This is a genomic window from Embleya australiensis (assembly GCF_051903075.1).
In the GTDB taxonomy this organism is placed as follows: Bacteria; Actinomycetota; Actinomycetes; order Streptomycetales; family Streptomycetaceae; genus Embleya.
The window spans coordinates 4897094-4923383 of record NZ_CP182422.1; the positions used below are offsets into that span (position 1 = coordinate 4897094).

General features: G+C 72.9%; 26 protein-coding genes. 16 read left to right on the forward strand and 10 right to left on the reverse strand.

The features are described from left to right. Positions 1 to 4: 4 nt before the first annotated feature. Positions 5 to 571 carry a hypothetical protein gene (locus ACMXN5_RS21380; RefSeq protein ID WP_439676568.1) on the reverse strand — a complete coding sequence of 189 codons (567 nt, stop codon included), beginning with the start codon at positions 569 to 571 and terminating at the stop codon, positions 5 to 7. A 115-nt stretch (positions 572 to 686) separates the two neighbouring features. On the opposite strand from ACMXN5_RS21380, the gene ACMXN5_RS21385 reads away from it, so the two are divergent. The 3 genes from ACMXN5_RS21385 (at position 687) to ACMXN5_RS21395 (ending at position 3583) form a co-directional block, all read left to right on the forward strand. Then, positions 687 to 1145, forward strand: coding sequence for a MarR family winged helix-turn-helix transcriptional regulator (locus ACMXN5_RS21385; RefSeq protein ID WP_439676569.1), 459 nt, complete (start codon positions 687 to 689; stop codon positions 1143 to 1145). 78 nt (positions 1146 to 1223) lie between these two features. Further along, positions 1224 to 2516: an acyl-CoA dehydrogenase family protein gene (locus tag ACMXN5_RS21390; RefSeq protein WP_439676570.1), complete on the forward strand. Its 1293-nt coding sequence runs from the start codon at positions 1224 to 1226 to the stop codon at positions 2514 to 2516. Continuing rightward, entirely contained in the window at positions 2513 to 3583 is a 1071-nt protein-coding gene (locus tag ACMXN5_RS21395) for a phosphotransferase family protein (protein WP_439676571.1), read from the forward strand. The genes ACMXN5_RS21390 and ACMXN5_RS21395 overlap by 4 nt, the downstream gene beginning before the upstream one ends. Positions 3584 to 3809: 226 nt before the next feature. Here the strand turns inward: ACMXN5_RS21395 and ACMXN5_RS21400 are convergent, their stop codons facing one another. From ACMXN5_RS21400 to ACMXN5_RS21415, 4 genes are all read right to left on the reverse strand, one after another. Next, complete coding sequence (locus ACMXN5_RS21400; protein ID WP_439676572.1) at positions 3810 to 5069, reverse strand: ABC transporter substrate-binding protein; 1260 nt, start codon at positions 5067 to 5069, stop codon at positions 3810 to 3812. Continuing rightward, positions 5066 to 6448 (reverse strand): hypothetical protein, encoded by a 1383-nt coding sequence (locus tag ACMXN5_RS21405; protein WP_439676573.1) that lies wholly within the window; start codon positions 6446 to 6448, stop codon positions 5066 to 5068. The genes ACMXN5_RS21400 and ACMXN5_RS21405 overlap by 4 nt, the downstream gene beginning before the upstream one ends. A gap of 156 nt (positions 6449 to 6604) precedes the next feature. Then, positions 6605 to 7360 carry an SDR family NAD(P)-dependent oxidoreductase gene (locus ACMXN5_RS21410; protein WP_439676574.1) on the reverse strand — a complete coding sequence of 252 codons (756 nt, stop codon included), beginning with the start codon at positions 7358 to 7360 and terminating at the stop codon, positions 6605 to 6607. After that, a complete protein-coding gene (locus tag ACMXN5_RS21415) occupies positions 7357 to 8100 on the reverse strand; it encodes an SDR family NAD(P)-dependent oxidoreductase (RefSeq protein WP_439676575.1) in 744 nt (247 codons plus the stop codon). Before ACMXN5_RS21415 ends, ACMXN5_RS21410 begins: the two co-directional genes overlap by 4 nt. A 162-nt stretch (positions 8101 to 8262) precedes the next feature. On the opposite strand from ACMXN5_RS21415, the gene ACMXN5_RS21420 reads away from it, so the two are divergent. The 6 genes from ACMXN5_RS21420 (at position 8263) to ACMXN5_RS21445 (ending at position 15146) form a co-directional block, all read left to right on the forward strand. Further along, a complete protein-coding gene (locus ACMXN5_RS21420; RefSeq protein ID WP_439676576.1) occupies positions 8263 to 8538 on the forward strand; it encodes an FmdB family zinc ribbon protein in 276 nt (91 codons plus the stop codon). A 45-nt stretch (positions 8539 to 8583) separates the two neighbouring features. Beyond that, complete coding sequence (gene fmdA, locus ACMXN5_RS21425; RefSeq protein ID WP_395787741.1) at positions 8584 to 9846, forward strand: formamidase; 1263 nt, start codon at positions 8584 to 8586, stop codon at positions 9844 to 9846. Positions 9847 to 9971: 125 nt separating this feature from the next. Further along, positions 9972 to 11759: a hypothetical protein gene (locus ACMXN5_RS21430; protein WP_439676577.1), complete on the forward strand. Its 1788-nt coding sequence runs from the start codon at positions 9972 to 9974 to the stop codon at positions 11757 to 11759. 56 nt (positions 11760 to 11815) lie between these two features. Continuing rightward, positions 11816 to 13570: a hypothetical protein gene (locus ACMXN5_RS21435; RefSeq protein ID WP_439676578.1), complete on the forward strand. Its 1755-nt coding sequence runs from the start codon at positions 11816 to 11818 to the stop codon at positions 13568 to 13570. 87 nt (positions 13571 to 13657) lie between these two features. Next, positions 13658 to 14239 (forward strand): putative glycolipid-binding domain-containing protein, encoded by a 582-nt coding sequence (locus ACMXN5_RS21440; protein WP_439676579.1) that lies wholly within the window; start codon positions 13658 to 13660, stop codon positions 14237 to 14239. Positions 14240 to 14315: 76 nt separating this feature from the next. Continuing rightward, the gene (locus tag ACMXN5_RS21445; RefSeq protein WP_439676580.1) at positions 14316 to 15146 is read left to right on the forward strand and encodes a sirohydrochlorin chelatase; all 831 of its coding nucleotides are present in this window, start codon (positions 14316 to 14318) and stop codon (positions 15144 to 15146) included. A gap of 116 nt (positions 15147 to 15262) precedes the next feature. Here ACMXN5_RS21445 and ACMXN5_RS21450 read toward each other — a convergent pair whose 3' ends face one another. Together ACMXN5_RS21450 and ACMXN5_RS21455 are read right to left on the reverse strand one after the other, a co-directional pair. After that, positions 15263 to 16117, reverse strand: coding sequence for an amidohydrolase family protein (locus tag ACMXN5_RS21450; RefSeq protein WP_439676581.1), 855 nt, complete (start codon positions 16115 to 16117; stop codon positions 15263 to 15265). Further along, on the reverse strand, positions 16114 to 16974 hold the full coding sequence (locus ACMXN5_RS21455; protein WP_439676582.1) for a fumarylacetoacetate hydrolase family protein: 861 nt from the start codon (positions 16972 to 16974) through the stop codon (positions 16114 to 16116). Before ACMXN5_RS21455 ends, ACMXN5_RS21450 begins: the two co-directional genes overlap by 4 nt. A gap of 225 nt (positions 16975 to 17199) precedes the next feature. Here ACMXN5_RS21455 and ACMXN5_RS21460 point away from each other — a divergent pair, with 225 nt between their 5' ends. Further along, positions 17200 to 17511 carry an L-rhamnose mutarotase gene (locus ACMXN5_RS21460; protein WP_439676583.1) on the forward strand — a complete coding sequence of 104 codons (312 nt, stop codon included), beginning with the start codon at positions 17200 to 17202 and terminating at the stop codon, positions 17509 to 17511. Positions 17512 to 17581: 70 nt separating this feature from the next. Further along, positions 17582 to 18829, forward strand: a complete 1248-nt coding sequence (locus ACMXN5_RS21465) for a CapA family protein (RefSeq protein WP_439676584.1) — start codon at positions 17582 to 17584, stop codon at positions 18827 to 18829. A 19-nt stretch (positions 18830 to 18848) separates the two neighbouring features. On the opposite strand, the gene ACMXN5_RS21470 is transcribed toward ACMXN5_RS21465, so the two are convergent. Continuing rightward, entirely contained in the window at positions 18849 to 19487 is a 639-nt protein-coding gene (locus ACMXN5_RS21470) for a transcriptional regulator (protein ID WP_439676585.1), read from the reverse strand. A gap of 307 nt (positions 19488 to 19794) precedes the next feature. Between ACMXN5_RS21470 and ACMXN5_RS21475 the strand changes: the two genes are divergently transcribed. Both ACMXN5_RS21475 and ACMXN5_RS21480 read left to right on the forward strand, forming a co-directional pair. After that, positions 19795 to 20439 (forward strand): Crp/Fnr family transcriptional regulator, encoded by a 645-nt coding sequence (locus ACMXN5_RS21475; protein ID WP_379994883.1) that lies wholly within the window; start codon positions 19795 to 19797, stop codon positions 20437 to 20439. Between the two features lie 116 nt (positions 20440 to 20555). Continuing rightward, positions 20556 to 21254 carry a hypothetical protein gene (locus ACMXN5_RS21480; RefSeq protein WP_395787763.1) on the forward strand — a complete coding sequence of 233 codons (699 nt, stop codon included), beginning with the start codon at positions 20556 to 20558 and terminating at the stop codon, positions 21252 to 21254. 253 nt (positions 21255 to 21507) lie between these two features. Here ACMXN5_RS21480 and ACMXN5_RS21485 read toward each other — a convergent pair whose 3' ends face one another. Next, entirely contained in the window at positions 21508 to 22170 is a 663-nt protein-coding gene (locus ACMXN5_RS21485; RefSeq protein ID WP_439676586.1) for a fasciclin domain-containing protein, read from the reverse strand. Positions 22171 to 22282: 112 nt separating this feature from the next. Then, positions 22283 to 23875: a molybdopterin-dependent oxidoreductase gene (locus ACMXN5_RS21490; protein ID WP_439676587.1), complete on the reverse strand. Its 1593-nt coding sequence runs from the start codon at positions 23873 to 23875 to the stop codon at positions 22283 to 22285. A 256-nt stretch (positions 23876 to 24131) separates the two neighbouring features. On the opposite strand from ACMXN5_RS21490, the gene ACMXN5_RS21495 reads away from it, so the two are divergent. The 3 genes from ACMXN5_RS21495 to ACMXN5_RS21505 all read left to right on the forward strand — a co-directional run bounded on the left by ACMXN5_RS21495 (position 24132) and on the right by ACMXN5_RS21505 (position 26120). Further along, positions 24132 to 24716 (forward strand): sigma-70 family RNA polymerase sigma factor, encoded by a 585-nt coding sequence (locus ACMXN5_RS21495; protein ID WP_379994892.1) that lies wholly within the window; start codon positions 24132 to 24134, stop codon positions 24714 to 24716. Then, on the forward strand, positions 24713 to 25465 hold the full coding sequence (locus ACMXN5_RS21500; protein ID WP_439676588.1) for an anti-sigma factor: 753 nt from the start codon (positions 24713 to 24715) through the stop codon (positions 25463 to 25465). The genes ACMXN5_RS21495 and ACMXN5_RS21500 overlap by 4 nt, the downstream gene beginning before the upstream one ends. 124 nt (positions 25466 to 25589) lie before the next feature. Continuing rightward, positions 25590 to 26120, forward strand: coding sequence for a F0F1 ATP synthase subunit B family protein (locus ACMXN5_RS21505; protein ID WP_126637333.1), 531 nt, complete (start codon positions 25590 to 25592; stop codon positions 26118 to 26120). Positions 26121 to 26290: the final 170 nt, after the last annotated feature.

Below are 26290 nucleotides of genomic sequence, written 5' to 3' on the forward strand. Positions count from 1 at the left end.
CGCCCTATCGGATGGCCGGGGGGCCGAAGGTCAGGGTGATCCCGGCCGGCGGTCGGGCGGTGCCGTCGGCGGCCAGGGAGGCGCCGCTGAGGCTGTACAGGCGGGCGGTGCCGACGCCGGCGTAGGCGGCGATGCCCGGGCGGGCCCGGGCGGCGGCCAACGGGCCGTCGGGGCCGGTCATCCGGCTGCTCGGGCCCCGGTCGTGGTGCAGGTGGACCACGCCGGGGCCGAGCACCAGGTATTGCAACTCGTGCGTCAGCACCCGACAGGCGACCACCGTGGCAGCCGGGGTGGCCTCGTGCCCGAGGTCGCAGCGGGCCCCGTGCAGCGCGGCGGTCTCGGCGATCGTGTCGGCCAGGCAGTCGGCGATGCCGCGCTCCGGCCGATCGGTCAGCCGGGCGAGCAGGTGCACCCCCAGCCGCCGCAGGAACCACCCCATGCCGTGCCCGCACCCGCCCACCGGCTCGGTCGACGCGGCGGCCACCACGACCCCGGCCTCGGGCGTGGCGAGCGCGAACGCGCGGTCTGCGGAATCGTTTTTCGGGCCTTCGACGACCACCTCGGCATGCACAAGATCAGTCTTGGGGACGAACGTCGGTGGGGACAGGGGTACGGGGCCGATTGGCTCGAAGGAGTGGGCGGCGGGCCGCCGTCGGGGCTCTCGTCGGTCCCCGTACGCTGACGCCATGACCGACGAGGCGAGCCGACGCAGGATCAACGAGGCGATCAGCTCGGTCCGCAGGCTGATGAGCAGTCGGCGGCTGGACGCGCTGCACATGGAGCGGTCCGGGGTGCCGTTGAGCCTGGTCGCGATCGGAGTGTTGCATCGCATCATCGACTTCGGGCCGATTCGGCCGACGGAGTTGGCGGAGCGGGCCGACATCCAACCGGCCGCGTTGAGTCGGCAGATCCGCATCCTGGAGGAAGGCGGCTACACGGTCCGGGTCACCGCTCCCGAGGACGGTCGGGTGGCGCTGCTTGAGGCGACCGCGCGCGGGAGCGAGGCGTACCGGCTGTTCGTGGCCGCCAACGACGCGATGTTGGCGCGGCAGTTGTCCGGGTGGACGGCGGAGGAGCTGAACGACCTGGCCGATCGTATGCAGCGGTTGGTGGCCGACCTGCGCGGGCCGCTGGACGAGCAGTGAGCGGTGCGGTCGGCGCGGGTGGTCGGCGTCGCGCGCGAGATGATTGACTCTGTTAATTAACAGAGTTAACGTCCCGTCATGGCATGGGATTTCAGTACCGATCCGGAGGTCGCCGCCGAACTGGCGTGGATCCGGCGGATGGTGGTCGACGACATCGAGCCGCTCGACCTGGTGAAACACCGGATGAGCGCGGACAACTGGCGCGCCGTCACCGACCCGCTCAAGCAGGCGGTCAAGGACCGGGGCCTGTGGGCCGCACACCTGGACCCGGCCCTGGGCGGCGGCGGGTTCGGGCAGGTCCGGCTCGCGTTGATGCACGAGATCCTGGGGCGTACGCCGTCCGCGCCGGCCGTCTTCGGCAATCAGGCGCCCGACTCGGGCAACGGTGAACTGCTCGCCGTGGGTGCGTCGAAGGCGCAGAAGGAGCGCTGGTTGTGGCCGCTGCTGGACGGCCGGCTGACCAGTTCGTTCTCGTTGACCGAACCGCACACGGCCGGCTCCGATCCGACCGGGATCCGGACCCGGGCGGTGCGCGACGGCGCGGACTGGGTGATCGACGGGCACAAGTGGTTCGCCTCGAACGCGCGCCGGGCCGACTTCGTGCTGGTCTTCGCGGTCACCGACCCCGATGCCGAACGCCACCGGCGGGCCTCGATGTTCGTGGTCGAGCGGGGGACGCCCGGGATGCGCGTGGTGCGCGACGTGCCCACCATGCACCACCCGTACGACGGCGCCGCGACCCACCACCTCGGCGGTCACGCGGAACTGCTCTTCGAGGGTTGCCGGGTGCCGCACGAGAACCTGATCGGCGCGCCCGGGGACGCGTTCGTACTCGCCCAGAAGCGGCTGAACGGCGGTCGGATCCAGCACACGATGCGCTGGATCGGCCAGTGCCGGCGGGCCTTCGACATGCTCTGCGAGCGGGCCCTGTCCCGGCGTTCGCACGGCCGGCCGCTGGCCGAGCACCAACTGGTGCAGGCGATGGTGACCGAATCCGCGATCGACATCCGGGCGTTGCGGCTGATGACCCTCGAAGCCGCCTGGATCTGGGACCACCAGGGGCCGGCGGCGGCCCGCCAGGCGGTGTCGGAGGTCAAGTATCGGGGCGCGCGGATCCTGCACGAAGTGGTCGATCGGGCGATCCAGGTGCACGGCGCGCTGGGCTACTCGGCCGACCTGCCGCTGGAGGAGATGTACCGACTGGCCCGCAACTTCCGGTTGTCGGACGGCGCGGACGAGGTGCACGTCGCGCAGGTGGCCAAACTCGCGCTGCGCGGCCGGCGGGCGGTCGAGGGGTGGCCGAGTGAGCACATCCCGACCCGTCGCGCGGCGGCCGAGGCGCGCTTCGCGACGCTGCTGGACCTGCCGTGAGCGGGCCGGGGGTGGTGGACGCGCGGGCGCTCGCCGACTGGATGGCCGGGCGGGGGCTGTTTGTGCGGGGGACAAAGCCCCGGGTCCAGGCGTTGGCGGGCGGCTCGTCCAATCCCACCTACCGGGTGCGGGGCGGCGGTGTCGACCTGGTGTTGCGCACGCCGCCTCGGCGCGGCGGGCTGCCCACCGCGCACGACATGGACCGGGAGTACCGGTTCCAGGCGGCGCTCGCGGGCGGCGCGGTCCCGGTCGCGCCGATGGTCGCGCTGTGTCCGGATCCGGCGGTGATCGGGGTGCCGTTCTACCTGATGGGGCGGCTGGACGGGGTGGTGTACGGCCGGGCCGAGTCGGTGCGGGGGTTGGCCGCGGACACGGCGGCGGCGGTCGGCGGCGAACTGGCGCGCACCCTGGCCCGGTTGCACGCGGTGGATCCGGTGGCGGCGGGGCTCGGCGACTACGCCCGGCCCGCGCCCTATCCGGTACGCCAGTTGCGGCGGTGGCGGCGGCAATGGGCGGCCTCCGCCGTGGGGTCGGTGCCGGCGGTCGACGAGGTGTTGGCCGCGCTGGCCGCCCGGGTGCCGGAGGCGGGCCCGGACCGGATCGTGCACGGCGACTACAACCTGGCCAACGTGATGTACGAACGGGCCCGCCCGGAGCGGGTGCTCGCGGTGCTCGACTGGGAACTGGCCGCGCTCGGCCCGGCGGCGGCGGACGTCGGTCAACTGCTCGCCTACTGGGGGCCGGCGGGACGGTTGTTGGCGGCCGGGCGGGGCGGGCACGCGCCGGACGCCCATCCGGGATTGCCCACGGCGGACGGGTTGCTCGCCGCGTACCTCGCCGAGCGCGGGGCCGCCGAGCGTGCTGTCGACGGCGCCGACCGCGGCGCCCGGGATGAGCTGAACATCCGTCATATCCCGTTCTGGGAAGCCTTCGCGGTGATCAAGCTCGCGATCGTGTGTGCGGGTGCGCTCGGTCGCGCGGCGGATCCGTCGGGTGAGCGTCGGCAACGCATCGGGTCCCTCGTGACCGGTTTGACGGCCATTGCCCGGGACACGCTGGAGGAGTGAGGTTCTGCCTGGAACGAACCCCGAGAATCGGGGCAAATCCCTCGATGGTTGTGCGGAGAAAAGTAAAATTCTCAAGAACTTCGCCTCGGATACGCATGAGTAGCCGGTCGAGGGGCCAAGATTGCAGGTGTTCGCCAGGGAGCGTGGCGAACACTTCGAGACGAGGCGGGCCCGGCCGGGGCGGGCCCGCCGCGTCCCTCCCGGAACCGAACGATCTCCGACCCGATCAGTACGCGGTGGCCCGCACCCGTTCGAGGTCGTCGAGGATGCGGTCCAGGGCCGACGGATCCGATACGTAGGCCGACACCGCCCGTTGGAACGCGCTGCGCATCGTGGTGGGCATCAGGTCCGATCCGTCGAAGCGGATCGATCGCGCCCCGGCCAACTCGGTGCCGAGCCGCCTGGTCACCTCGTCCCGATAGGCGTCCGGCGGCACGTCGCGGTCCGGGGACAGGGCGGTGCCCGTCTCGACCCACAACGCCTGCGCCCGGGTACCCGTCAGGTAGTTGAGCAGTTCTCGGGCCGCCGGGGTCGGATGGAACATCGCCGCGACGTCGCCCGCGACCTCGCGCGAGGGCGGTGTGTCGAACCCGGGGAAGGCGAACGTGTCGTAGCCGCGGGTCGCGCCCGGCGGGGTGCGCGCCGCGTAGGTGCCGGCCACGAACGAGCCCTGGTGGTCGAACACACAACCGCCGCGGGCGTCGAGCACCTGCTCCGACTTGTCGAACCCGCTCAGCAGGACGTTGATCGGCCCGCCCCGGACGCTGTCCTGATTGGTCACCAGCTCTCCCCAGCTCTGCCAGGCCGACTTGATCTCCGTCGCCTCCCAGGACAGTTGCCCGCGCACCCAGGCGTCGTAGATGTCCGGCCCGGAGCGGGCCAGCACCAGATCCTCGACCCAGTCGGTGCCGGGCCAGCCGGACGTGCTGCTGGAGGCCAGCCCCATGCACCACGGAGTCGTGCCCGCGGCCCGCAACTTGGCCGTGGTGGCCTTCAGTTGCTCCCACGTGGTGGGCACCGGTTCGTGGATCGAGTCGAGTTTGGCCCGGTTGTACCAGATCGTGCTCTTGAGCGCGGCCTTGAGCACCACCGCCACCTGACGGCCGTTCACCTGCCCCGGCGCCAGCCACTCGGGCGCGTATTGCGGGCGCACCCCGTCCAGCGGCGCGAGTTTGTTCGTCTTGACGTAGTGCAGCAGGTCGCCCGGCGAACTGAGCACCGCGATCTCCGGCGGATCGCCCTCCTCCACCCGAGCGGCCACCACCGCCGCCACGTCCCGGGTTCCCTTGTAGCGCACGTCGATCCCGGTCTCCCGCTCGAACGGCGCCACCACGTCCTCGAACGCCCGCTGCTCGGCGTCCTCCCATGTGCCCAGCACGTTCACCACGCGCGCCGGCGGCGCGGTGGTGCACGCCACCGGGGTCAGCGCCGCCCCGATCAGGAGCAGTACGCCGAAGGCCGCTCGCGGCCCGCCGCCAGTGATCACCGAAGCCTCCCGTATTCGAATCGGCGCACCAGCACCCCCGTCAGGGCGAGGACCAGCACGGCCGCGCACACCACCGGGCCGCCCACGGTCAGCCCGCCGTCGTCGGCCGCCTCGGCCAGCGCCGCGTCGGCCTCCCGGCGGCCGGCGATCAGCGCGTCGGTCAACGCCGCCTCGGCGTCGTCCGCCGCGCTCGACATGAGCCCCTCGGACCGGCCGGTCACCGTGGCCGCCCCGGCACCGCCGTCCCGGGTGCCCCCACGCGGCGCCTCGGCCCGCGCCCGCTCGCCCGCCTGGCGCAGCGTGCCGAGCGCGGTCAGCGCCCGCGCGCCCGCCGCCCGCAGCGGCACCGATCGGTCCTGGGCCAGCGCGGTGGCGATCAGGCCGCCGAACCTGGGGTCGGCGCCGGTGCGCACCGCGTCGATGTCGCCCACCGACGGCAGCGGCTCGGCCAGGTCCCGCAGGGTCAGTCCGGCCTTGACGTCGCTCGTGCGCGGCACCCCGCCCGAGGCGAGGTCCAGGGCGGTGCTGCCGACCACCTCGTGGACCGCGGTACGCGCCTGCCACAGCGCGGACTGACCGGTGAGCCCGCGCCCGGCCGCCTCGGCCAGCCGGTCGTGGGTGGTCTGCGCGTGCAGCACGGTCCAGGCGATCAGCGCGGCCAGCGCGGCGGCGCCGAGCAGCAGCGGGGGACTGGTGCGGCGGCGGAAGCGGCGGCGCAGGTACCTGTGCGCGAACAGCAGGAGCAGCAGGGCCAGGAACGCGGTCGCGCCGAACGGCACCGCCACGTACGTACCGACCCACCAGGTCGAGCGGGCCGCCCGGATGTCCTCCAGGTCGGCCCGACGCTGGTCGTAGAGCCCGGTGACGATCGACCGCCGCAGATCGGACGCGTAGAACACGTTGGCCAGGGACAGCGGCCCGTCGCCCCCGGTCTGGGCCAGGCCGACCATGATCGTGTACTCGACCATCAGCGCGTTGACCCCGGTCAACCGCGCGCGGGCGCCCGGATCGTCACGGTGCAGGTCGGCGGCCACGGTGAGGTGCTGGTTCGCCCGCTTGACCGCGTCCTGGTAGTCCTGCCCCGGACCGGTCAACGAGAACGCGCCCGACACCAGGCTCGTCGCCGTCGCCCGGTCGGCCTCGGTCAGCGCGGCGGCGGCCTGGTCGAGGGCCAGCGCCGCCGGGATGCGCCGGTCGCGCAATTCCGCCGTGGTCGCCCGGGAGCGGTCCGCTATCAGCACGGACAGCGTGCAGACCGGGATCAGCGCGAGCACCAACAGCACTGCCAGCGCGACCAATCGGCTCGGCGTGGAGGCGGGCAGCCGGGGCCGGACCCGCGACGGACGGTGTGCGATCGAGCCTGCTGTGGTGCTGGACATGGAACGGGCGCCCCCTCGTTCCGCTCGGCAACCCGGTCAGGTTAGACGCGTGATCGGCCGGTTACCACACGGTGTTGGCCCTTGTCGGAAAAGGGTGCCGTGTGTTAAGTACGGGCTGCTTGAGGGGATTTGGTGGAGATCATCGCCCGGCCCGGCTCACAGGAACGTGTCCCGGCCCCCGTTGACGATCAGGGTCTGGCCGGTGACGTAGCGGGAGGCGGGCCCGCACAGGAACACCGCGGGCGCCCCGATGTCGGTCTCCGGATCGCCGACCCGGCGCATCGGCACCTTGTCCGCGATCCGCCCCTCCATGGTCGGATCCGCCTCGAACGCGGCCGCAAGCGCGGGTGTCACGGCCAGCGGCGCCAGCCCGTTGACCCGGACACCGGTGGGACCCCACTCGCGGGCCAGCGCCTTGACGAAGCCCCGCTGGGCGCCCTTGACGCCCGCGTAGAAGGACAGGTTCGCGCTGCCGCGCATCCCGGCCGGGGAGGTCAGCAGCAACAACGCGCCCTCGGTGGCGCGCAGATGCGGGTACGCGGCACGGGCGACGGTGAACGAGCCGGTGAGCGAGACGTCGGCGTGCTCGCGCCACAGCGCCGGGTCCGCGTGCTCCAGGTCCACCGGTTCGCTGGAGCGCCGCGACGTGGCGTTGTGCACCACCGCGTCCAGCCGGCCGAAGCGGGCCGCGGTCGCCTCGATCGCGGCCCGGACCGACTCCGCCGAGGCGACGTCGCACGTGGTCGCCCACGCGGTGCCGCCGCGCGCGGCGATCTCGTCGACCACCTCGGCACCGGCCGCGAGTCGGCGCGCGGTCACCACGACGGTGGAGCCGGCCGCCGCCAGGGCCAGGGCGATGCCCCTGCCGAGGCCCGCCGCCGCACCCGTCACCAGGGCCACGTGTTCGGTCACGGCGTCATCAGCGCTCCTCCGTCGACGATCAGGGTGGTGCCGGTCAGTCGGGCCGCCGCCGGGTCGAGCAGCAGCGCCACGGCGTCCGCGACGTCGGCCGGCGTGGTCGGGCCGGGCAGTACCGCCTCGCCCCGGTCCACGTCGGTGCCGCGCAGGTGCTCGGCGCCGTAGGCGAACACGTCCGGGGTGACGAGGTTGACGGTGATCCCGTCGGCCGCCCAGCGGCGCGCGGCCGACTTGGCCAACGCGCGCAGCGTCTCGGCGGCGGTGGCGAGCGGGACCAGGTCGGCGGCGCCTTCCAGGGCGATCGCGGGCACCACCAGGACGAGGCGGCCCCGGCGCGGGGCGAGCAGTTCGCGGGCGGCCTGGAGCACCGTCAGGCCGTGCCGGACCGGGTCCTCGGCCAGCCGCCGCCACTGCTCGTCGGTCAGCGCGGCGAGCGGGCGCGGAGTGAACGCGTCGTCGGGCAACAGCGTGTACACGAGCGCGTCGACCGCGTCATGGCCGGCCTGCCGCAGCAGGTCGGGGAGGGCGTCGCGGAAGACGTCCCGGGTGTCCAGGCAGACCCGGGCGGTGACCACGCACGCCCCCGTGGCGGCGGCGGTCTCGGCGAGCCGATCCGATGCCCGCGCCTCCTCCCGGTCGCACAGGATCAGGTCGCGGCCGTCCGCCACGAGCCGGTGCGCGACGGCCTCGCCGAGGCCGGTCGCACCCACGACGAGGGCGACTTGTTCCGCCACGGGACCTCCGAAGGTGGGGCGACTGGTGATCGACAGCGCGATGGAACCACGGAGCAGGCGAATTGACCATGCGTCAGGTGCGATCCGCGTGTCGTCCGTTTCCTTTTGCCCGGCGCTGTGTTGTGCTTCCGGCAGACCCGGTGACCAGGTGAGGAGGCGATCGTGGCGACCTACGTGTACCGATGCGCGGACTGCGGTGACTTCGAGCTGACCCGCCCGCTGGGCGAGGCCGGCCCGAGCGAACGATGTCCCGCCTGCGCGGCGCCCGGTCGGCGGGTATGGACCGCACCGCGACTGGCCGGCAACGGCGTCCGGATGCGCGCCGCCGCCGCCGAGGAGCGCTCGGCCCACGCCCCCACCGTGACCTCGGGCCCACCACCCCGACCCGGAGTACGCGCGCCGGGAGACCCCCGACACGCCCGACTGCCCCGGCCCTGACACACCGTCACCGGCCGCCGTCACCAAGAGGCTTCGAGGAGTCACATGCCCGAGATCGTGTTCGGTGTCGACCAGTCCCGCCCCTTCCGGGAGCAGAAGACGCTCGGCCACAACCGATGGCACCCGGACGTGCCGCCGGTGACCGTGGTCAAGCCCGGCGCCGAGTTCCGGATCGAGTGTCGCGAGTGGTTCGACGGCACGATCGGCAACAACGACAGCGCCGACGACGTGCGCGACGCGGACCTGACCATGGTGCACCAGCTCAGCGGCCCGATCGGGGTCGAGGGCGCGCGGCCGGGCGACCTGCTGATCGTGGACATCCTCGACGTCGGTGCCTGCCCGCAGGACGACACCTTCGCGGTGACCGGCCCGGTGGCCGGCCAGGGCTGGGGCTACACCGGCCTGTTCGCGAAGGAGAACGGCGGCGGCTTCCTCACCGACCACTTCCCCGGCGCGTACAAGGCGGTCTGGGACTTCCACGGGCAACGCGCCACCTCCCGGCACGTCCCCGGGGTCGAACTGACGGGCATGATCCACCCCGGCCTGATGGGCACAGCCCCCTCGGCCCGACTGCTCGCCGAGTGGAACGCCCGCGAGGGCGCGCTGCGCGCGACCGACCCGAACCGGGTGCCGCCGCTCGCGCTGCCGCCCGAGCCGATCGCCGCCGTGCTCGGCTCGATGGACGCCGCACGCGCGGCCGAGGCCGCCCGGGAGGCCGCGCGCACCGCGCCGCCGCGCGAGAACGGCGGAAACCAGGACATCAAAAACCTGACCGCGGGATCCCGGATCTTCTATCCCGTATTCGTCGACGGCGCCAAACTCTCCGTGGGCGACCTGCACTTCTGCCAGGGCGACGGCGAGATCACCTTCTGCGGCGCGATCGAGATGGGCGGCTTCATCGACCTGCGCGTGGACGTGATCAAGGGCGGCATGGAGACCTACGGGGTGACCACCAACCCGATCTTCATGCCCGGGCGGTCGGCGCCGCAGTACAGCGAATACCTGACCTTCACCGGGTTCTCGGTCACCGAGGACGGCGAACAGCGCTACCTGGACTCGACGTTGGCGTATCGGCGGGCCTGCCTGAACGCGATCACCTATCTGACCAAGTTCGGCTACACCCCCGAGCAGGCGTATCTGATCCTGGGCGCGGCGCCGATCGAGGGCCGGTTCTCCGGCGTGGTGGACATCCCGAACGCCTGCGCGACGCTGTATCTGCCGACGGAGATCTTCGACGTCGACATCCGCCCGTCGGCGGCCGGACCGGTGCGCGTGGACCGGGGGCAGTGCGCCACGACCAGCGACTGAACCGGGGGTCGGCGAACCGAGGGAGAGGGCACTCCGCGCGCTTCGGCGCCGGGGTGCACCTCGGCCGAGTGGTTGTCGGCCGGACCCCGTAGCTTCCTGGTGAGGACGCCACGGAGGGTGCACGAGTGTCGAAGACCGCCATCATCGCGCTGCTGGCCGAATTGAACGATGTCGACGGATCGATCTTCGCACGGATGCGGGAGGAGATGCCGGCGGCACTCCGGGAGACCGAGACGCTGCCGCCGGCCCTGGTACGCGACGCGCTGCGCCGGGCGGACGAGGCCGCGCTGTTCGCGATCGCCGGCAACCTGGGGCTGCCGCGCGGCGCGCTCGCCGGGTTGTACACCGGACCGGCCCTGCCGACGCTGCGGGCGCTGCGGGCGCTGGCCCCGAAGAATCCCCGCGCCTACACCGAAGTCACGCGCGGGCTCGGCGAGTTGATAGAGCGTCATCTCGGCGACTCGACCGCGGCCTGGGGCCGACTGTTGGCCGCGTTGCCGACCTGTACGACCTCCCTGGGCGCGGCCATCGAGGCGGCGGGGGCGGGCGAGGCGGCGGCGGGGCCCGGCGAGGAGGCGGCCGATCTGCGCGTTCCGGCGGATCTGCGCGCCGATCTCCGCCAGTTGTTGCTGCTCGCGCCCGCGGAGGTATTGGCCGAACTTTTGCCCGCGCTGCGCCCGCACACCGTGCGCGACCTGCTGCGGTTCGGCGCCGAGGTGCCGCCGGCCGTGCTGACCGGGCTGATCGCCCGGGCGACGCCGGCCCAGCGGCTCGCGCTGGCCCGGGCCAGGCGGGCCCGCCCCGAGGTGGCCGGCACGCTGATCGAGCTGGGCGATTCGGCGCTGAACGCGGCGGTCTACCTCAACCCGCGCACCGGCCCGGCGATCCGGGCCCGGATCATGGCTTCGGCGACCCCGCTGCACCCGACCGTGGCGGAACGGGTGTGCCGCGACTGGGCGATCACGATCCGGCTGCCCGCGCTGTGGTCCGGCGACCCGCTCCTGGTCCGCTCCGCGCTGCTGCGGCGCGGCGCGCTGGGCCTGCCCCTGTCCGAGTGCCTGGCGATCTGGCAGGAACGCGGAGTGGAGGGGCTGCGCCCGTACACCCACCACGTGGTGCCGATGCCGACCGGGCGGCAGGCGCAGCCGTTTCGGGCCCCGCGCTACCGCCTGGTGCTGCTGATCACCCTGCTTCGGCTGGCCGAACGATCCGGACCGCGCGCCGCCTTGGACCTGGTGGCCGACCTGGGCCTGCCGGAACCCCTGGCCGCCCGCTGCCGCGAACTGCTCGCCGAACCGGGCGCGCTCGACCGACTGCGGGCCGAGGTCGCCGCCGCCGGCGGCACCCGTCGACTCGCCCGGCGGCTGCGCGGCCACCTGCCCGCGGTCGGCTGGCCGATGATCGAGACACCCGTCGTGGACTGGGCCGAGATCCGCCGGTCGCACCGGCGCAACCCGTTCGGCGACCGGGCGCTGGCGCTGCTGCTCGACCAGGACGGGTGCCCGAACGAGCTGCGCCGCGCCGCCGAGGCCGTGCCGCGCTCCCCGTACCGCCCGCGCCCCGGCTGTTGGCCGACGCCGGTGACCTGGACCGATCCACGCGGCGTGCACTGGCGCACCCCCGAGGAGCAGACCACCGCGACCGCGTTGGCGACGGGGCGGATGCCGCTCGCCGAGGTGCTGACCCGGCCGCGCGCGGCGGCCGCCGCCGAACTCCTCGGCCGCTGCGAGGCGATCGCTCCCGACGCGGGCGCCGCTCGTGAACTCCGGGAGCGTTTCCGGGCCCTGATAGCGGATCGGGTCGCCCCGGCGGACCGCGTGCCGTTCGCCGTGGTCGCGCTGCGGCTGCTGCCGGACTTCGAGGGCAGCCTGGCCGAACTGGTCACCACCGCGGCCGGCGCCGCCCGCACCTGACCACGCCCGGCACCGGCCGTCGCCGGGTGGGCCACGACCCCGAGAGGGCCTTCGAGATGGAATACCCCGCCGCGTTCGCGCTGCTGGCCGCGCTGGACAACGCCGAGGGCGACGTGTTCGCCCGGGTGCGCGGCACCTACGCCCCGCACCTGAACAAGACGCGCGGCCTTCCGGTCGCGCTGATCCGCTCGGTGATCCGACACGGCTCCGGCGCGGACCTGATGAAGGCCGCGGCGCGCAGCCCGCACGAGCGGGTCACCGCCGAGGTGTTCGCCGACGCGCGACCGGCAGTCGCGGTACTGCGCTTCCTGCGCCACTGCGGCTCGCACGACGAGCTGTCCTATCTGCGCCCGATGGTCGAGGTCACCGCGCTGTTGGACCGGCACCTGGGCGCCGACCCGCGCGCCTGGTCGCGGCTGCTCGCACTGCTCCCGAACGGGCGAGGCACGGTCGCCGAGACCATCGAGGAGGCGGGCGCGCGGTCGGGCGGTCGCGAGGCGATTCCCGCGCCGCCGGCCGCGATCGCCGTCGAGTGGCGGCAACTGCTGCTGTGCGCCGGCCCCGAGCACCTGGTCGCGCTGATCCCGCACCTACGCCCGCGTACCCTGCTCGACCTGGTGCACTTCGGCGCCGCGTTGCCCGTCGAGGTGGTCGCCGAGACGGTGCGCCGCGCGACCGCCCGACAGCGCCGGACGCTGGCCGCCGCCGCATACCCGCGCGCCGAGGTGTTCGACGCGCTGATCGAGCTGGGCGACCCCGGGTTGAACGCGGTCGTCTACGCCAACCCCCGGGTGGGCGACCGCGAGCGCAACCTGATCATGGCCGCCGCGGGCACGGTCCCGCTGGATCCGACCACGGTGGCGCGGGTGATCGGTTCGGACAACGTGCGCTACCGGCGCCCTGCGGTGTGGTCCGGCGACCCGTCCCTGGTGCGCGCCGCGCTGTTGCGGGTGCGCTACTCGAGCGTGGTGGTGTCCAAGGCGGTCGAGGCGTGGCAGCGCGGCGGGATCGCGGCGCTGCGCCCGCTGTTCTACAACCGCTACGAGAACAAGCAGCACGAGCCGTTCGTGCCGCCGGTGCAGCGCGGTGTGCTGCTCGGCGCGCTGCTGGGCCTGTGGGACCGGCACGGGCCGGCGGAGGCGGAGCGGCTGATCGACGACCTGCCGCTGCGACCGGGTGTGGCCGCGAAGTTGCGGGCGATGTGCGCGGACGGGGACGCGGGCCGGACGCGGATGCGGGAGGAGTGTCGACGGGCGTTCGACAAGCGCACCCGGCACGCGGTGCTCGGGGAGCCGATGGGCTTTCGAGCCGGCGCCCCGGGCTATCCGCGAACGGGGTGGCCGCTGCTCCTGGCGGCGCACGCCGAGGAGCCGTTGGCCGGCGCGAGGGCGCGCACGCTGAGCACGTTCCCCGGCTGCCCGGCGGAGATACTCGCCGCCGCCGAGGACGGCACCGTCCTGCGGGCGATCTGGCCGGTCCGCGGCCGGTGGTGTGCCAAGACCGGGCACGACCACGTGTACACGAACGAGGCGCGTCGGCTGCGCGTCGAGTTGGCGAAGATTCCGGGACTGGCCGAGCAGGTGTTCTCCGGCCTGGTGCCCGCCGGGAAGGCACTGGACGTCTACGACCGCATCCAGCGGTACGGCGCCGACGCGTCGCTGGTCGACAAGCATCGGGAGCGCATGCCCGCGTATCTCCGCGAATACCTGGGCGAGGGCATCGAAGCCCGGGTGGTCGCGGCCCGACTGGCTCCCTCGTTCGCCGGGACGCTGCCCGAGTTGTTGGCGACCGCGGCCGCCGCGGCGGGCTGAACGGGAGGGGGTCGGTGGTGTGCGAGTCGTGTGCGGGTCCGGGAAAAGCGTTGGTGCGGGCGGCCGATTCGGGGTACCGATGCACACGTGACGGATGAGCGCGTACTGACGTGGCAGGTGACCGAGAGCGGCGGGCAGGAGACCTCGTGGGTCGAGTTGGGCGCGTCCCGGCTGAGCGCCCGGGGCGAGGCCCTGGGCACGTCGCCCCGGTCCTATCGGCTCACCTACCAGTTGGAGACGGCGGAGGAGTTCGTGACCACCCGGTTGCGCGTGGTTGCGCAGGGTGCGGGCGAGACCAGGCGACTGGACCTGCGGCGCACGGCCGAGGGTTGGACGGTGGACGGCGTCCCGCGCCCGGACCTGTCCGACGCGCTGGACTGCGACCTGGGCCTGTCCCCGCTGACCAACACGATGCCGATCCGGCGCCACGGGTTGCACGAGGGGCCGGGCAGGCACCGGTTCCTGATGGCCTTCGTGGCCGTGCCGGAGTTGGTGGTGCACCCGTCCGCGCAGACGTACACGCACCTGGAGACGACCCCCGACGGGGCTCGGGTACGGTACGAATCGGGCGACTTCGCCAGTGATCTGTCCGTGTACCGCGACGGATTGGTCGTGGACTATCCGCAATTGGGCACCCGAATCCGGGCCGAGCGCACGCAGTACCGGTGATCATGGCCGTAACAGTCCTGTTGCTCTTGGCGTCCGGCTGTGAAGGCTTTGGCCGGATTCCATAAAATCCGATCCCATGAGCTCCTCCTCGGACGCAGCGTCCCCGCTGCCCGCCCGCACCCCAGGTCTGCCCACCCGGGTGCCGCAACCCCGTCAGGGCGGACGGCACCGTCGGCCCGACTCCCATGAACTCCCGGAGGCCGCCAAACCGTTGATTCTCGCCGTGCCCGGACCCGCGAACGGCGAACTGCTCGCCCTCGTGGGCGAGGTCGCGCTGTTGGCCGGCGCCGATCTGCCCGGTCTCGACCTCCGACCGGTGGTGATAGAGGAGGACGGCACCGATCTGGCCGCCGTCCTCAACGGTGCCCCGGAGGCGGTCGTCGTCCCGCTCCTGCTCGGCCCGAACGCCGCGGCCACGGCCCGTACCGAGGCGGCGCTCGCCGCCGCGGAGGGGGAGTTCCGGCACTGCGGCGTGCTCGGCCCGCACCCGCTGCTGGCCGAGGTGCTGCACGAGCGGCTGTCCGAGGCCGGCCTGGCCCGGGCCGACCGGGCCCGACTGTTCAGTGTGGCCACCGCCGCCGAGGGCATCGTGCTGGTCACCGACGGGGGCCCCGAGGCGGTGGCCGCCGCCGAGGTGACCGGTGTGCTCCTCGCGGCCCGGCTGGCGCTGCCGGTGATGACCGCCGACCTGGGCGATCCCAAGACGGTGGTGGCCGCGGCCGAGCGGCTGCGCGAGATGGGCGCGGCGTCGATAGCGCTCGCGCCGCACGTACTCGGACCGGACGTGGAGGCGGGCCGGATCGCCGAGGTCGCCGAACAGGCCGGCTGTACCGCGGCCGAGCCGATCGGCGCGCACACCGCGGTGGCCAAGCTGATCCTGCACAAGTATCTGGAGGCCTGCGGCTAGGCCCCGCCAAGATCCGCCGGACAGGGCCTGGTCGCGGGCGACACTCGTGTCGCACCCGACGGCGCATGGCTCCCCCCGTGCCATGCGCCGTCGAAAGCGACCGGCCCGAAGTGCCGTCAGAGGCCGTACACCCGGCGGGCGGTCGCGCCCAACACCAGGTCCCGCTCGGCGTCGGACAGCTCGGCGCACGCCTGGTCGGCGATCGAGACCACCGTGTCGTAGGACGCGGCCAGGGTGCACACCGGCCAGTCCGAGCCGAACATGGTGCGTTCCGGGCCGAAGCAGGCCAGTGCGTGTCGGGCGTACGGGAGGATCTGCGCCGTCGTCCAGTCCCGCCAGTGCGCCTCGGTGACCAGGCCGGACAGCTTGACCGCGACGTTCGGCAGCGCGGCCAGGCGCTCGATCGTGTCCGCCCACGGTTGCCACGCGCCCGCGCCGATCGCGGGTTTGCCCAGGTGGTCCAGCACGAAGGACACCCCGGGATGCCGCTCCGCGACCCGCACCGCGGCGGGCAACTGCGGTTCGCGCACCAGCAGATCGTAGGTCAGCCTGGCGGCGGCCAGCGCTTCCAGCGAGCGGGCCACGTCGGGGCGCGCCAACCACTGCGGATCCGCCTCGTCCTGGACGAAATGCCGCACGCCGACCAGCAGTTCACCACCGGGCGCGGCCCGCAGCGCGGCCGCCCGCCCGGCCGGGTCGGGGGCGGTCAGGTCGATCCAGCCGACCACGGCGACCACCGGCGTACCCGGATCGGCGGCGATCGCGAGCAGGTCCAGGGTCTCCTGGGTGTCGGTGCGCGCCTGGACCGCGACCGTGTCGACCGGGCCGGCCGCCCGGGCCAGTTCGTCCGGCCCGAACCGGCCGCGCAGCGGGTCGGCCCACGGGCCGTCCATCCACCCGTACGCGTCGGGGTGGGCGTCGGTGTCCCACAGGTGGTGGTGCGCGTCGATCCGCCGCGCGGCCTCGCTCACGCCTGTCCGATCCGCTGCCGCTGCCGGCCGAGCGAGCCGCCCGGTCCGGTGATCTCCACCTCGACCACGCTGCCGGCGCGCAGGTAGGGCGTGCCCGGCAGGCCGAGGGCGACGCCGGCCGGTGTGCCGGTGTTGATCACGTCGCCGGGCTCCAGGACCATGAACCGGCTCAGGTAGCGGACCAGGTGATGCACGCCGAAGATCATCTTCGCCGTCGAACCGTCCTGCCGCAGCACCCCGTCGACCCACAGCCGCAGATCCAGGACCTGCGGGTCGGCCACCTCGTCGGCGGTGACGAACCAGGGGCCGAGCGGGTTGAACGTCTCGCAGGACTTGCCCTTGTCCCACTGCCCGCCGCGCTCCAACTGGAACTCGCGCTCGGAGACGTCGTTGCTGATCGTGTAGCCCGCGATGCAGGCCGCGGCCTCGGCGTCGGACTCCAGGTAGCGGGCTCGGGCGCCGATCACCACCGCGAGCTCCACCTCCCAGTCGGTCTTGTGGCTGTCCCGGGGGATCAGGACCTCGTCGTCGGGGCCGATCACCGTGCCGGGGTCCTTCATGAACACGATCGGCTCGGCCGGCACCTCGGCGCCGGTCTCCTCCGCGTGGTCGAGATAGTTCAGCCCGATGCACACCACCTTCCCGGGGCGGGCCAGGGCCGCGCCGATCCGACCCGGTTCGGCGATCGGGGGCAGTTCGCCGGCCGCGAGCGCCGCGCGGGCCCGGGCGATACCGTCACCGGCGAGGAACGCGCCGTCGAGGTCGGCGGTGATCGACGACAGGTCGTGCACCGCCCCGTCCGGGCCGAGCACGGCGGGACGTTCGAGGCCGGGGGCGCCGACCCGCAGGAATTTCACGGAAGGTCACTCCAGAGGTACGGAAAGGTCTGCATGCGACTCAGTCATCGGACCAATGGGACTCGATTTTCCGGAACCCTGGCCTTGATACTGCCGATATGCAAGATTGACTCGACCACTGAAACTTAATGATCGGATCAATGTCAAGGTTGGGTCGGGTCGGAGGGAAACCGTCCGCACCACGACCCGCCGCCGGCGTCGATCCGGGACCCGAAGGGCGCCGACATGCGCGTGGCACTGCACACCCGACTGCGGGCGGGACACGAGGACGAGTACGAGCAGGCCCACCGCGAGGTGCCGGCGGAGTTGACCGCGGCGATCCGGGCGGCGGGAGTGCGCGAGTGGAGCATCTGGCGCAGCGGCTCGGAGCTGTTCCATGTGATCGACTGCGAGGACTACTCTCGGCTGCTCACCGAACTGGCCGAACTCCCGGTCAACGTCGCCTGGCAGGCCCGGATGGCCGAGCTGACCGAAGTCGGCCACGACTACTCGGCGACGGGCGCGCAGGCGAGCCTCCCCGAGGTGTGGCGGCTCTGAGCGTCCCCGGCGCGTTCGGCCGAACGGTCGCTCTTCGGCTGCGGTCGCGCATGGGGGGGAACACGGGGCCATGGATACGTCACGTACGAGGGACCCGGCACGCACCGGACGCCGGGCCGGCGTCGCGCTCGTGGTGGTCGGCCTGCTCACCGGGCTGATCACCCTGGTCTGGGACGCGGACCGCACCGAGGGCAGTGCGCGGCGGGATGCGATCGCGGCGCCGAGCGCGACCGCGGGCGGGCCGTCCGGATCCGGGGTGCCGGGGAGCGGGCCGGCCGGGAAAGCACCGATGAGCTTCACCCTGACCACCACGGGCGACGTACTCGCCTACCCGACGATCATCGCCCAGTCGCAGCAGGACGCGGGCGGTTCGGGGTACGACTTCCATCGCATCTTCGCCGACGTCCGGCCGCTCGTGCAGGGCTCCGACCTCGCGTTGTGCCACATGGAGACCCCGTACGGGCCGCCCGAGGGGCCGTTCACCGGGTATCCGATCTTCGCCGCGCCGCCGCAGATCGCCGCGACGCTGGCGGACACCGGCTACGACGGCTGCTCGACCGCGTCCAACCACACGCTGGACGGCGGCTTCGCCGGGGTTCGGCGCACCCTGGACACACTGGACGCGGCGGGCGTGCGGCACGCCGGGAGCGCGCGCACCGAGGAGGAGGCGGCGCCGACCATCCTGGAGGTCAAGGGGGTCAAGGTCGCCCATCTGTCCTGGACCTACGACACCAACGGGATCCCGCTGCCCGACGGCAAACCGTGGTCGGTCAACGTGATCGACAAGCAGCGGATCATCGCCCAGGCCCGGGCCGCCCGCGCGGCCGGCGCCGAGGTGGTCCTGCTCAGCCTGCACTGGGGCACCGAGTGGCAGCGCGAGCCGGACGAGCAACAGCGCACGCTGTCCCGGGAGTTGACCGCCTCGACGGACAACGGGGTCAAGGACGTCGACCTGATCGTCGGCACCCACAACCACGTGCCGCAGGCATATGAGAAGGTCAACGGCACCTGGGTGATCTACGGCATGGGCGACGAACTGGCCAACTTCCCGGACAAGCCGCGCGGCAACTACAGCTCGGCCGGGATGTTCACCTTCACGCGCGACACGGCGGGGCGGTGGAGCGTGACCCAGGCGCGGTTCCGGCCGCTGTACTCCCACCCCGGCCCGCCGTTTCGGATCCTGGACGTGAACCGGGCACTCGCCGACCCGGGCACGCCGGCCGCCACGCGGGCGCTGCTGGAGACGGCGCGGTCGACGGTGGTCGACGCGGTGTTGTCCGAGGGCGCGGCGGGGGCGGGGCTGGTGGAGGACCGGTAAGGGCCCGTGCGGGGGCCGGCTACGACGCCGGGAGGGCGTCCCAGAAGGCCAGTTCGTAGCTCTGCATCAGTCGGGCGGCGGTCTTGGCGCCCTCCTGGTCGTCACCCCCGTCGAGGCCGGTCTGCAACAGGGTCAGCGCCGCGTCCTCGAAGCCCGGCGGCAGTGCCGAGAAGAAGGTGAAGAAGGCCACCTGATCCTCGGTCAGATCGTGGTGGCTGCGCAGCGCCTGCGCGAAGCGGCCGCAATAGCCGCCCCAGAAGCCGAAGTTGACCAACAGGGCGAGCGCCACCTCGGCCCGCGAGCCGAACTGGGCCAACCAGGCCAGGTGATGCGGATACCCCTGGGCGGCGGCCACCGGCGGGTAGCCGCGCAGTTCGGCGCCGCCCATGCCGACCGCCTCGGCGTACGGCGTCAGCAACTCCAGCGCCTGTGCCTCGCCGCTCGCGAGCGCCAGGAACAGCGGCGCGGCGTCCGGGAAGCGGGCCGCCAGGAGGGCGAAGGAGCGCCCGTCACTGGAGATGATCCGGTACTCCTCGCCCGCGATCCGGCGCAACGCCTCGATGTCGACCGGGCCGGCCTCGGCGCGGTCCACGAACCGGTTCGCGGCGCCTTCGGTCAGGTCCTGGACGACCTGGGTATAGAGCTTTCGTGCGTCCATCGTCCACCGTTCCACTCGTCGGTCCCGGCGCTCACGCTCACGCGACCTCGGCGCGGCCCTCGCGCGGGAGCCGTATCCCTCCCCGGCAACGGGCCGTTTCACTCCCCGATCGTGGCGGCGAGCGCGAAAGCCCGTCGGGAAACCGTCGGAAATCCATCGAAGGGGTGACCGGTCGGCGGGGCGGATCATGGGCCGCGCGCGGGGCGACGCACGGTCGGTTGGGCCGGTTCGGCGGGATCGCCGAACGCCTGCCCAACCCCGACACGCGTGATTAAGCTCTGGCGGCACGGGCGACGGAGGAGCGGGTGTGGCGGAGGAAGACAGGGCGTTGCCCAAGGAACTCCGGGACGTGCTGCGGGAATCGGGCCGCCGGTTGGGCTACGACCGGGGTGACGCGCTGTTCATGGAGGGCGATCACCCGCGCCACGTGGTGCTGATCGAACACGGCCAGGTCAAGATCGAACGGGCCACCTCGGACGGGTCGGCGGTGACCATCGCGGTACGCGGGCCGGGTGAGCTGGTGGGCGAACTCGCGTGTATCGACGGGCGCGGCCGCTCGGCGACGGTGGTCGCGCTCGGTCCGGTGGTGGCGGTGCTCGTGCCGCTGACCCGATTTCGCGAACTGCTCAGTACGAACGCCCCGTTGGTGTACGCGGTGTTGATCCGCACGGTGTTGCGGATCCGCGAGTCGGACCGCTGGCGGGTCGAGTACGGCGCGCTGGCCACCGGGCGGCGGGTGGCCCGGGCGCTGGCCGATCGTACGTTGGGCCGGGCCGAGGGTCCGTGTGTGATCCGGACCACCCAGCAGGAACTCGCGGACGCGATCGGCATCTCCCGGGAATCGGTGGTCCGGGCGCTGCGCGTGCTGCACGAGTCGGACCTCGTGCAGACCCGGCGCGGCAGCATCGTGGTGTCCGATCCACCCGCTTTACGGGAATGGGCCGACGGATAACGCGTTGTGTGTCATCTGACGCGTACAAGCGGCCGGCGCCGGAGTACTCCTTGAGGGGCAGGAGGCAGGGAGTGGCGAGCGGGGCGCGCGAGCGCACGGCCCGATAGGGGGATTCCGTGGGAGCCAAGTCGCGATACATGTCGATCCTGGTGCTCGACGTCGAGCGATTCGGCAGGCGCTCGGACGTGACGCAGGAGTGGGTACGGGGACGTCTGTACGAACTGCTGCACTCCGCCCTCGAATCGGCGGGCATCGCCTGGGACGCGTGTGTGGTCGAGGACCGTGGTGACGGGGCGATCCTGCTGATCCCGGCGAACGTGCCGAAGGAGGATCTGACCGACCTGTTCATCGATCGCCTGCACGCCGGGTTGCGCAACCACGACCGGCACGCGAGCGACGAGGCACGGATCCGGTTGCGGGTGTCGCTGCACGCGGGGGACGTGGTGCAGGACACCCGGGGCTGGTCGGGCAGCGCGATCAACACCGCCTGCCGGCTGGTCAACGCGGACCCGCTGCGCGACGTGTTGGCCGCCGCGGAGCGTGCGTGTCTGGCGCTGATCGTCTCCAAGCCCTGGCACGAGGCGGTGGTCGTCCCGGAGCGGGGCGGCCTGGAGAGCGCGGCCTACGGGGAGGTCCACGTGCGGGCCAAGGAGGTCGACGAGACGGCCTGGGTGTACGTACCCGGGTATCAGCGCCCACCCGCCACGGACACCGAGCGGGCGGCGAATCCGCCGCGAGGGAAGAAGACGACTGTCCGGCGCGGGGGGCTGGACAGGGGCTTCACCTTCGACGGGGAGGTTCGCTCGCCCGGGTGACGTGGTGGGTGGTGACGAACCGGGTCGGGTCCGCAAGCCCCCGACGAAGCCGACGGGGGTTTGCGGACACGACTCGGGGCGCGAGGTCGATGTGGCCGACCGATGGGGGCGGTTTCGACCGGCGCGGCGGCCGGCACCCCCGGGCCTGGGAGGGAGAGGCCCGGCAGTGCACGGCACCCGCGTGGACGGTCGCGCCCCCACGCACGGGGGCCGACCGTCCACCGGCTCGCCCCGGGGCGGGCGTGTGGACCGGTCAGGAGGCCGGCGGCATCAACACGGTGTCCACGATGTACACGGTCGCGTTCGCGGTCGACACGTTGCCGCAGACCACCTTCGAGGTGTCGTTGACGGTGTACGCGTCACCCGAACCCTTGGTGCTCAGCGGCTGCTTCTCCAGCGTCTCGAACGAGCCGCCGGCCAACCGGGCGGGAGCCAGGCGTTGTCCCACCACGTGGTAGGTCAGGACCTTGGTCAGCGTGTCCTTGTCGGCGAGGAGCTTGTCCAGGGTGTCCTTGGGGATCTTCGCGAACGCGTCATTGGTCGGCGCGAACACCGTGATGTTCTGCGCGGTGTTGAGCGTGTCCACCAGGCCGGCCGCCTTGACCGCGGCCACCAGCGTGGACAACACGGGGTTGTTCGAGGCGGCGGTGGCGACCGGGTCCTGGGCCATGCCGGTGAAGCTGCCCGCGCCGGTGACCGGGACCGCGGTACATCCGGCGCCGAAGGGCGCGGCGGCCGAGGTAGTGGTGCCGGGGGCGCCGGCCGCCGTCGAGGAGGCCGCGGCCGGTGCGGATGCCGCCGTTTTCGAGGCGGATTCGTCCTTCTTGTCGTCGCTGCCGCAGGCGGCCAGCGGGAGGGCGAGCGCGGCCACGGACGCGACGGTGGCGATGGTGCGGGGGAGACGGATGACGGTCATGGCGTGACTTCCTTGGTCGAGTTGCTGCGGATCGCATCCGCGACGGACACGCCGCGGAATCGAACGGGTGACGGGATCGGGGGAGCCGACAGGCGGCGAGGGGGATGGGTGATCAGGCGACGGTGACCACCACCGAATGTCGTCCGGTGGCACCGTCCGGCACCGTGCCGACCCGCTTGTCGGTCTGCACCGCGCCGGTGGCGTCGGTCGCGCGGACCTCGATCCGCTGCGAGCCGGTCCGGGTGGGCGTCCACTCCCACACCCACTGCCGCCAGGTGTCGGGGCCGGGCACCTCGGCCGACCGGGCCGGTTGCCACGGCCCGCCGTCCACGCTCACCTCGACCCCGGCCACGCCCCGGTGCTGCGCCCACGCGACGCCGGCGATCGGTACCGGAACGCCCACCCGCAGGCGGGCGAACGGCTTGGGCGTATCGATCCGCGACTGGGTCTTGATCGGCGCCTCCCGGGCCCAGGTGCGCTTGACCCAGTAGGCGTCGTAGCCGGCGAACGTGGTCAGTTCGAGGTCGACGAGCCACTTGCACGCGGACACGTAGCCATACAGTCCGGGCACCACCATCCGGACCGGATAGCCGTGTTCGAACGGCAGCGGTTCGCCGTTCATGCCCACTGCGAGCAGCGCGTCGCGCCCGTCCATGGCCACCTCGACCGGGGTGCCGATGGTCATCCCGTCGATGGACCGGGAGACCAGTTGATCGGCGGGCCCGCCCCGGCTCGGGGGACGCACGCCGGCCTCGCGCAAGAGGTCGACCAGGCGTACCCCGAGCCAGCGGGCGGTGCCCGTGTACGGCCCGCCGACCTCGTTCGACACACATGTCAGGGTGAGGTCGCGCTCGATCAGCGGGCGGCGCAACAGGTCGTCGTAGGAGTAGCGCAGCGGGGTGCGGACACCCTTGCCGTGGATCCGCAACGACCAGTTCTCCACATCCACGCGGGGGACCACCAGGGCGGTGTCCACGCGGTAGAAGTCGGCGTTGGGGGTGGTGAAGGCGGACAGTCCGGGCAGGCGCAGGTCGCTGCCCGGCGGGAGTGGTGCGGCCGGCTCCGCCGCGGCGGGCAGCCGGATGCGGTCGCGGAAGGCGGCGATCGAGGCCCGCCTGCCGTTGGTGACGATCCGACCGGTGGTACCGGCCACCGCCGAGCCGAGGGCCAGTGCGCCGGCGGTGATCAGGAACGCCCGGCGGTCGAGCGCGCGATCCTCCGCGCGCACTCGTACCACCGGCTCGGTCGACCACCACAGCGCGGCGGCGCCGAGCACGCCGCCCAGCAGGGAGGGCGCCGTGTCGACGAGGCCGGCGCCGGCGCGATGTACCGCCGCGTATGCGCCGACCAGGCCGAACGCGAACACTCCGACCATCGCCGTGCGGCGCAGCCGCAGTGACAGGACGCCCAGGCCCATCGCGATCAGGCCGAGGACCACCAGGATCCCCGTCTGCAGGACGAGTTTGTCGTCGGTGCCGAAGTGGCGGACGGCCCAGTCCTTGACCGCCGGCGGAGTGCGGTCGATCACCGCTCCGCCGACGGCCGGGAGGGGGCCCGCCTCGGGCCGAACGAACGCCGCCGTGAACTCGGCGACGGCCAACGCGACGCCGGCGGACAGCAGTCCGCCGAGCGCGCCTGCTCCGGCCCGGAGCCATCGGCGGGTTTCGTTTGCCTTCACGTGGGGCCATTCGCCGCCGTCGGCCATTCGGATTGGTCGTTCACTCGAACGGGTCGGGGTGGCGACCCGGCCCGGAAATCGACGGGTGCGGGGACCAATCCGGGCGGTCCGCGGCGCCGAATGTGGCTTGGATGGCCGTGTGCGGTGACGGGGCCGGGGCCGGGCGGGTCCCGGATGCCCGGCGCGGGTGTCCGCCTCGGGGTCGGCGCGAGTGGGAGTGGGACATGGACGATCGGCACGGACACCGCCGCCGGGACGGGCTCGGGCAGGGGGGTGAGGCCGAGTGAGGACCGTCGTACACATCGCCGCGCCGGGTGGGCGCGGGCCCACGCTGGAGGACCGGCTCGCCCTCGTCGCGCAGGGTGACCAGGAAGCGTTCTCGTTCGTCTACGACGCGGTGATCGGCGCGGTGCTCGGCGTCGCCCGGCGGGTGGTCCGCGATCCCGCGCAGTCGGAGGAGGTGGCACAGGAGGTGCTGCTCGACGTCTGGCGCGGCGCCGCGCGTTTTCGCCCCGATCGGGGCAGCGCGATGACCTGGATCCTGACGATGGCGCATCGTCGCGCCGTCGACCGGGTGCGCTCGGCCCAGGCGGCCACCGATCGGGAGCACCGCACCGCGCTTCGCGAGCACACGCCGGAGTACGACGAGGTGATCGAGGAGGTCGAGGCGCGGCTGGAACGCGAGCAGGTACGGCGCTGCCTGCGCACGCTCACCGAGTTGCAGCGCCAGTCCGTGACCCTGGCCTACTACCGGGGCTGTACCCACCGTGAGGTGGCCGGCCTGCTCGACGTACCGCTGGGCACGATCAAGACCCGCCTGCGGGACGGTCTGATCCGCCTCCGCGACTGCCTGGGAGTGGGCGCATGACCTCCGCCGACCTGCACACGATGACGGGCGCGTACGCCCTGCACGCCCTCGACGAGGACGAACGGCGGGAGTTCGAGAGCCACTTGGCCGAGTGTCCGGCGTGTGCGCGGGAGGTGCGCGAGTTCCGGGAGACCTCGGCACGACTGGCCGTCGCGGTCGCCGAGACGCCGAGCCCGGAGCTGAGGCGGCGGGTGATGGACGAGATCGCGACCGTGCGTCAGCTGCCGCCGGAGCTGCCCGATCGGCCCTCGCCCACCCCGGTGGAGCCGCGCCGGACCCGGCGGGTGGCGGTTTTGGTACTGGCGGCCTGCCTGGCGGCGATCGGCGCGCTGGGCGGGGTGGCGATCGATCAGTACCGGGACGCGCGCGACGCCGAACGGGCCGTGGCCGAGCAGCGGGCGCGGGGCGCGGCGATCGAAGCCGTGATCACCGCGCCGGACGCGGTCGGGGGGTCGGCGCCGGTCGATGGCGGCGGAACGGTGCGGGTGATCGCCTCGCCCGCGCTGGACCGGACCGTGGTGCTGACCTCGGGGCTGCCGACGCTGCCGGACGCGCGGGTGTACCAGGGGTGGTACAACGACCACGGCCGCATGCGGTCGATCGGCCTGATCCGGCCGGGGACGGCGCTGTTGGCGTCGGGGCTGGACCGGGCGTCGGGGGTCGGGGTGACGGTGGAGCCCGCGGGCGGCTCGGCGCAACCCTCCGGGGCGCCGATCGTGCTGATCGACTTCCCGGTGGGGCGGTCGTGAGCGGTGAGTCGGGCGGCTCGGGCGACCTTTCGGGGTGCGGATCGGAGTCACTGAGTCACGGTGGGTGACCGGCGATGTGGGCGTGACTTGATTTGTGGTCCGTCGTGTTCGAGGATTTCGGACCATGGGACCTCTCAAGCCGGATGTCGGCGAACTGATCTTCGGAGTCATCGTTTTCGGGCTGGTCTTCGCGGTCTTCGCGAAGGTCCTGCTGCCGCGGATCGGGAAGACGCTCGCCGAACGGCACGACGCGCTCGAAGGCGGCTTCGACCGCGCGACCGACATCCAGGCCGAGAGCGAGGCCGCGCTGGCCGAGCTGCGGGCGCAGATGGCCGAGACCCGGCGCGAGACCGCGCTGGTTCGGCAGCAGGCGGCCGAGGAGGGGGCCCGGCTGATCGCGGAGGCGCGCGCCGAGGGGCAGCGCATTCGTGAGGAGCTGGTGACCACCGGCCACGAGAAGCTGAACGGCGACGTCACGCTCGCGACCGCGTCGCTGCACGCGGAGCTGGGCCTGATCGCGACCGAGCTGGCGAGCAAGGTCCTCGGCGAGCCGGTCGGCACGCTGGTGGCCGACAGCGACGTGATCGAGCGCTTCATGGCGGAGCTGGCCGAGCTCGACGAGACGCCGGAAGGCGGCGCGGCGGACAAGGGCTGACCGACACGCTTTCGAGGCGACCGGTTCCGGGGTGGACTCCCCGGGGCCGGTCGTTTCGTTTCGGGGTGGGCCTGTGGTGTGAGTTTTTTCGGATGGCGAGGCATTCGGGCCGGGGGCCGCGGTGGTCCCTGCGGCCCGGCCCTCGGCTCGGTACGGGTGATCCTCGCGGC

What these genes read in the sequence shown, in the direction of transcription:
- ACMXN5_RS21405 (WP_439676573.1), bottom strand. Translation starts at nt 6,448, where the DNA reads ATGTCCAGCACCACAGCAGGCTCGATCGCACACCGTCCGTCGCGGGTC.
- ACMXN5_RS21465 (WP_439676584.1), top strand. Translation starts at nt 17,582, where the DNA reads ATGGATACGTCACGTACGAGGGACCCGGCACGCACCGGACGCCGGGCC.
- fmdA (WP_395787741.1), top strand. Translation starts at nt 8,584, where the DNA reads ATGCCCGAGATCGTGTTCGGTGTCGACCAGTCCCGCCCCTTCCGGGAG.
- ACMXN5_RS21505 (WP_126637333.1), top strand. Translation starts at nt 25,590, where the DNA reads ATGGGACCTCTCAAGCCGGATGTCGGCGAACTGATCTTCGGAGTCATC.
- ACMXN5_RS21470 (WP_439676585.1), bottom strand. Translation starts at nt 19,487, where the DNA reads ATGGACGCACGAAAGCTCTATACCCAGGTCGTCCAGGACCTGACCGAA.
- ACMXN5_RS21500 (WP_439676588.1), top strand. Translation starts at nt 24,713, where the DNA reads ATGACCTCCGCCGACCTGCACACGATGACGGGCGCGTACGCCCTGCAC.
- ACMXN5_RS21390 (WP_439676570.1), top strand. Translation starts at nt 1,224, where the DNA reads ATGGCATGGGATTTCAGTACCGATCCGGAGGTCGCCGCCGAACTGGCG.
- ACMXN5_RS21460 (WP_439676583.1), top strand. Translation starts at nt 17,200, where the DNA reads ATGCGCGTGGCACTGCACACCCGACTGCGGGCGGGACACGAGGACGAG.
- ACMXN5_RS21490 (WP_439676587.1), bottom strand. Translation starts at nt 23,875, where the DNA reads ATGGCCGACGGCGGCGAATGGCCCCACGTGAAGGCAAACGAAACCCGC.
- ACMXN5_RS21435 (WP_439676578.1), top strand. Translation starts at nt 11,816, where the DNA reads ATGGAATACCCCGCCGCGTTCGCGCTGCTGGCCGCGCTGGACAACGCC.
- ACMXN5_RS21485 (WP_439676586.1), bottom strand. Translation starts at nt 22,170, where the DNA reads ATGACCGTCATCCGTCTCCCCCGCACCATCGCCACCGTCGCGTCCGTG.
- ACMXN5_RS21445 (WP_439676580.1), top strand. Translation starts at nt 14,316, where the DNA reads ATGAGCTCCTCCTCGGACGCAGCGTCCCCGCTGCCCGCCCGCACCCCA.
- ACMXN5_RS21385 (WP_439676569.1), top strand. Translation starts at nt 687, where the DNA reads ATGACCGACGAGGCGAGCCGACGCAGGATCAACGAGGCGATCAGCTCG.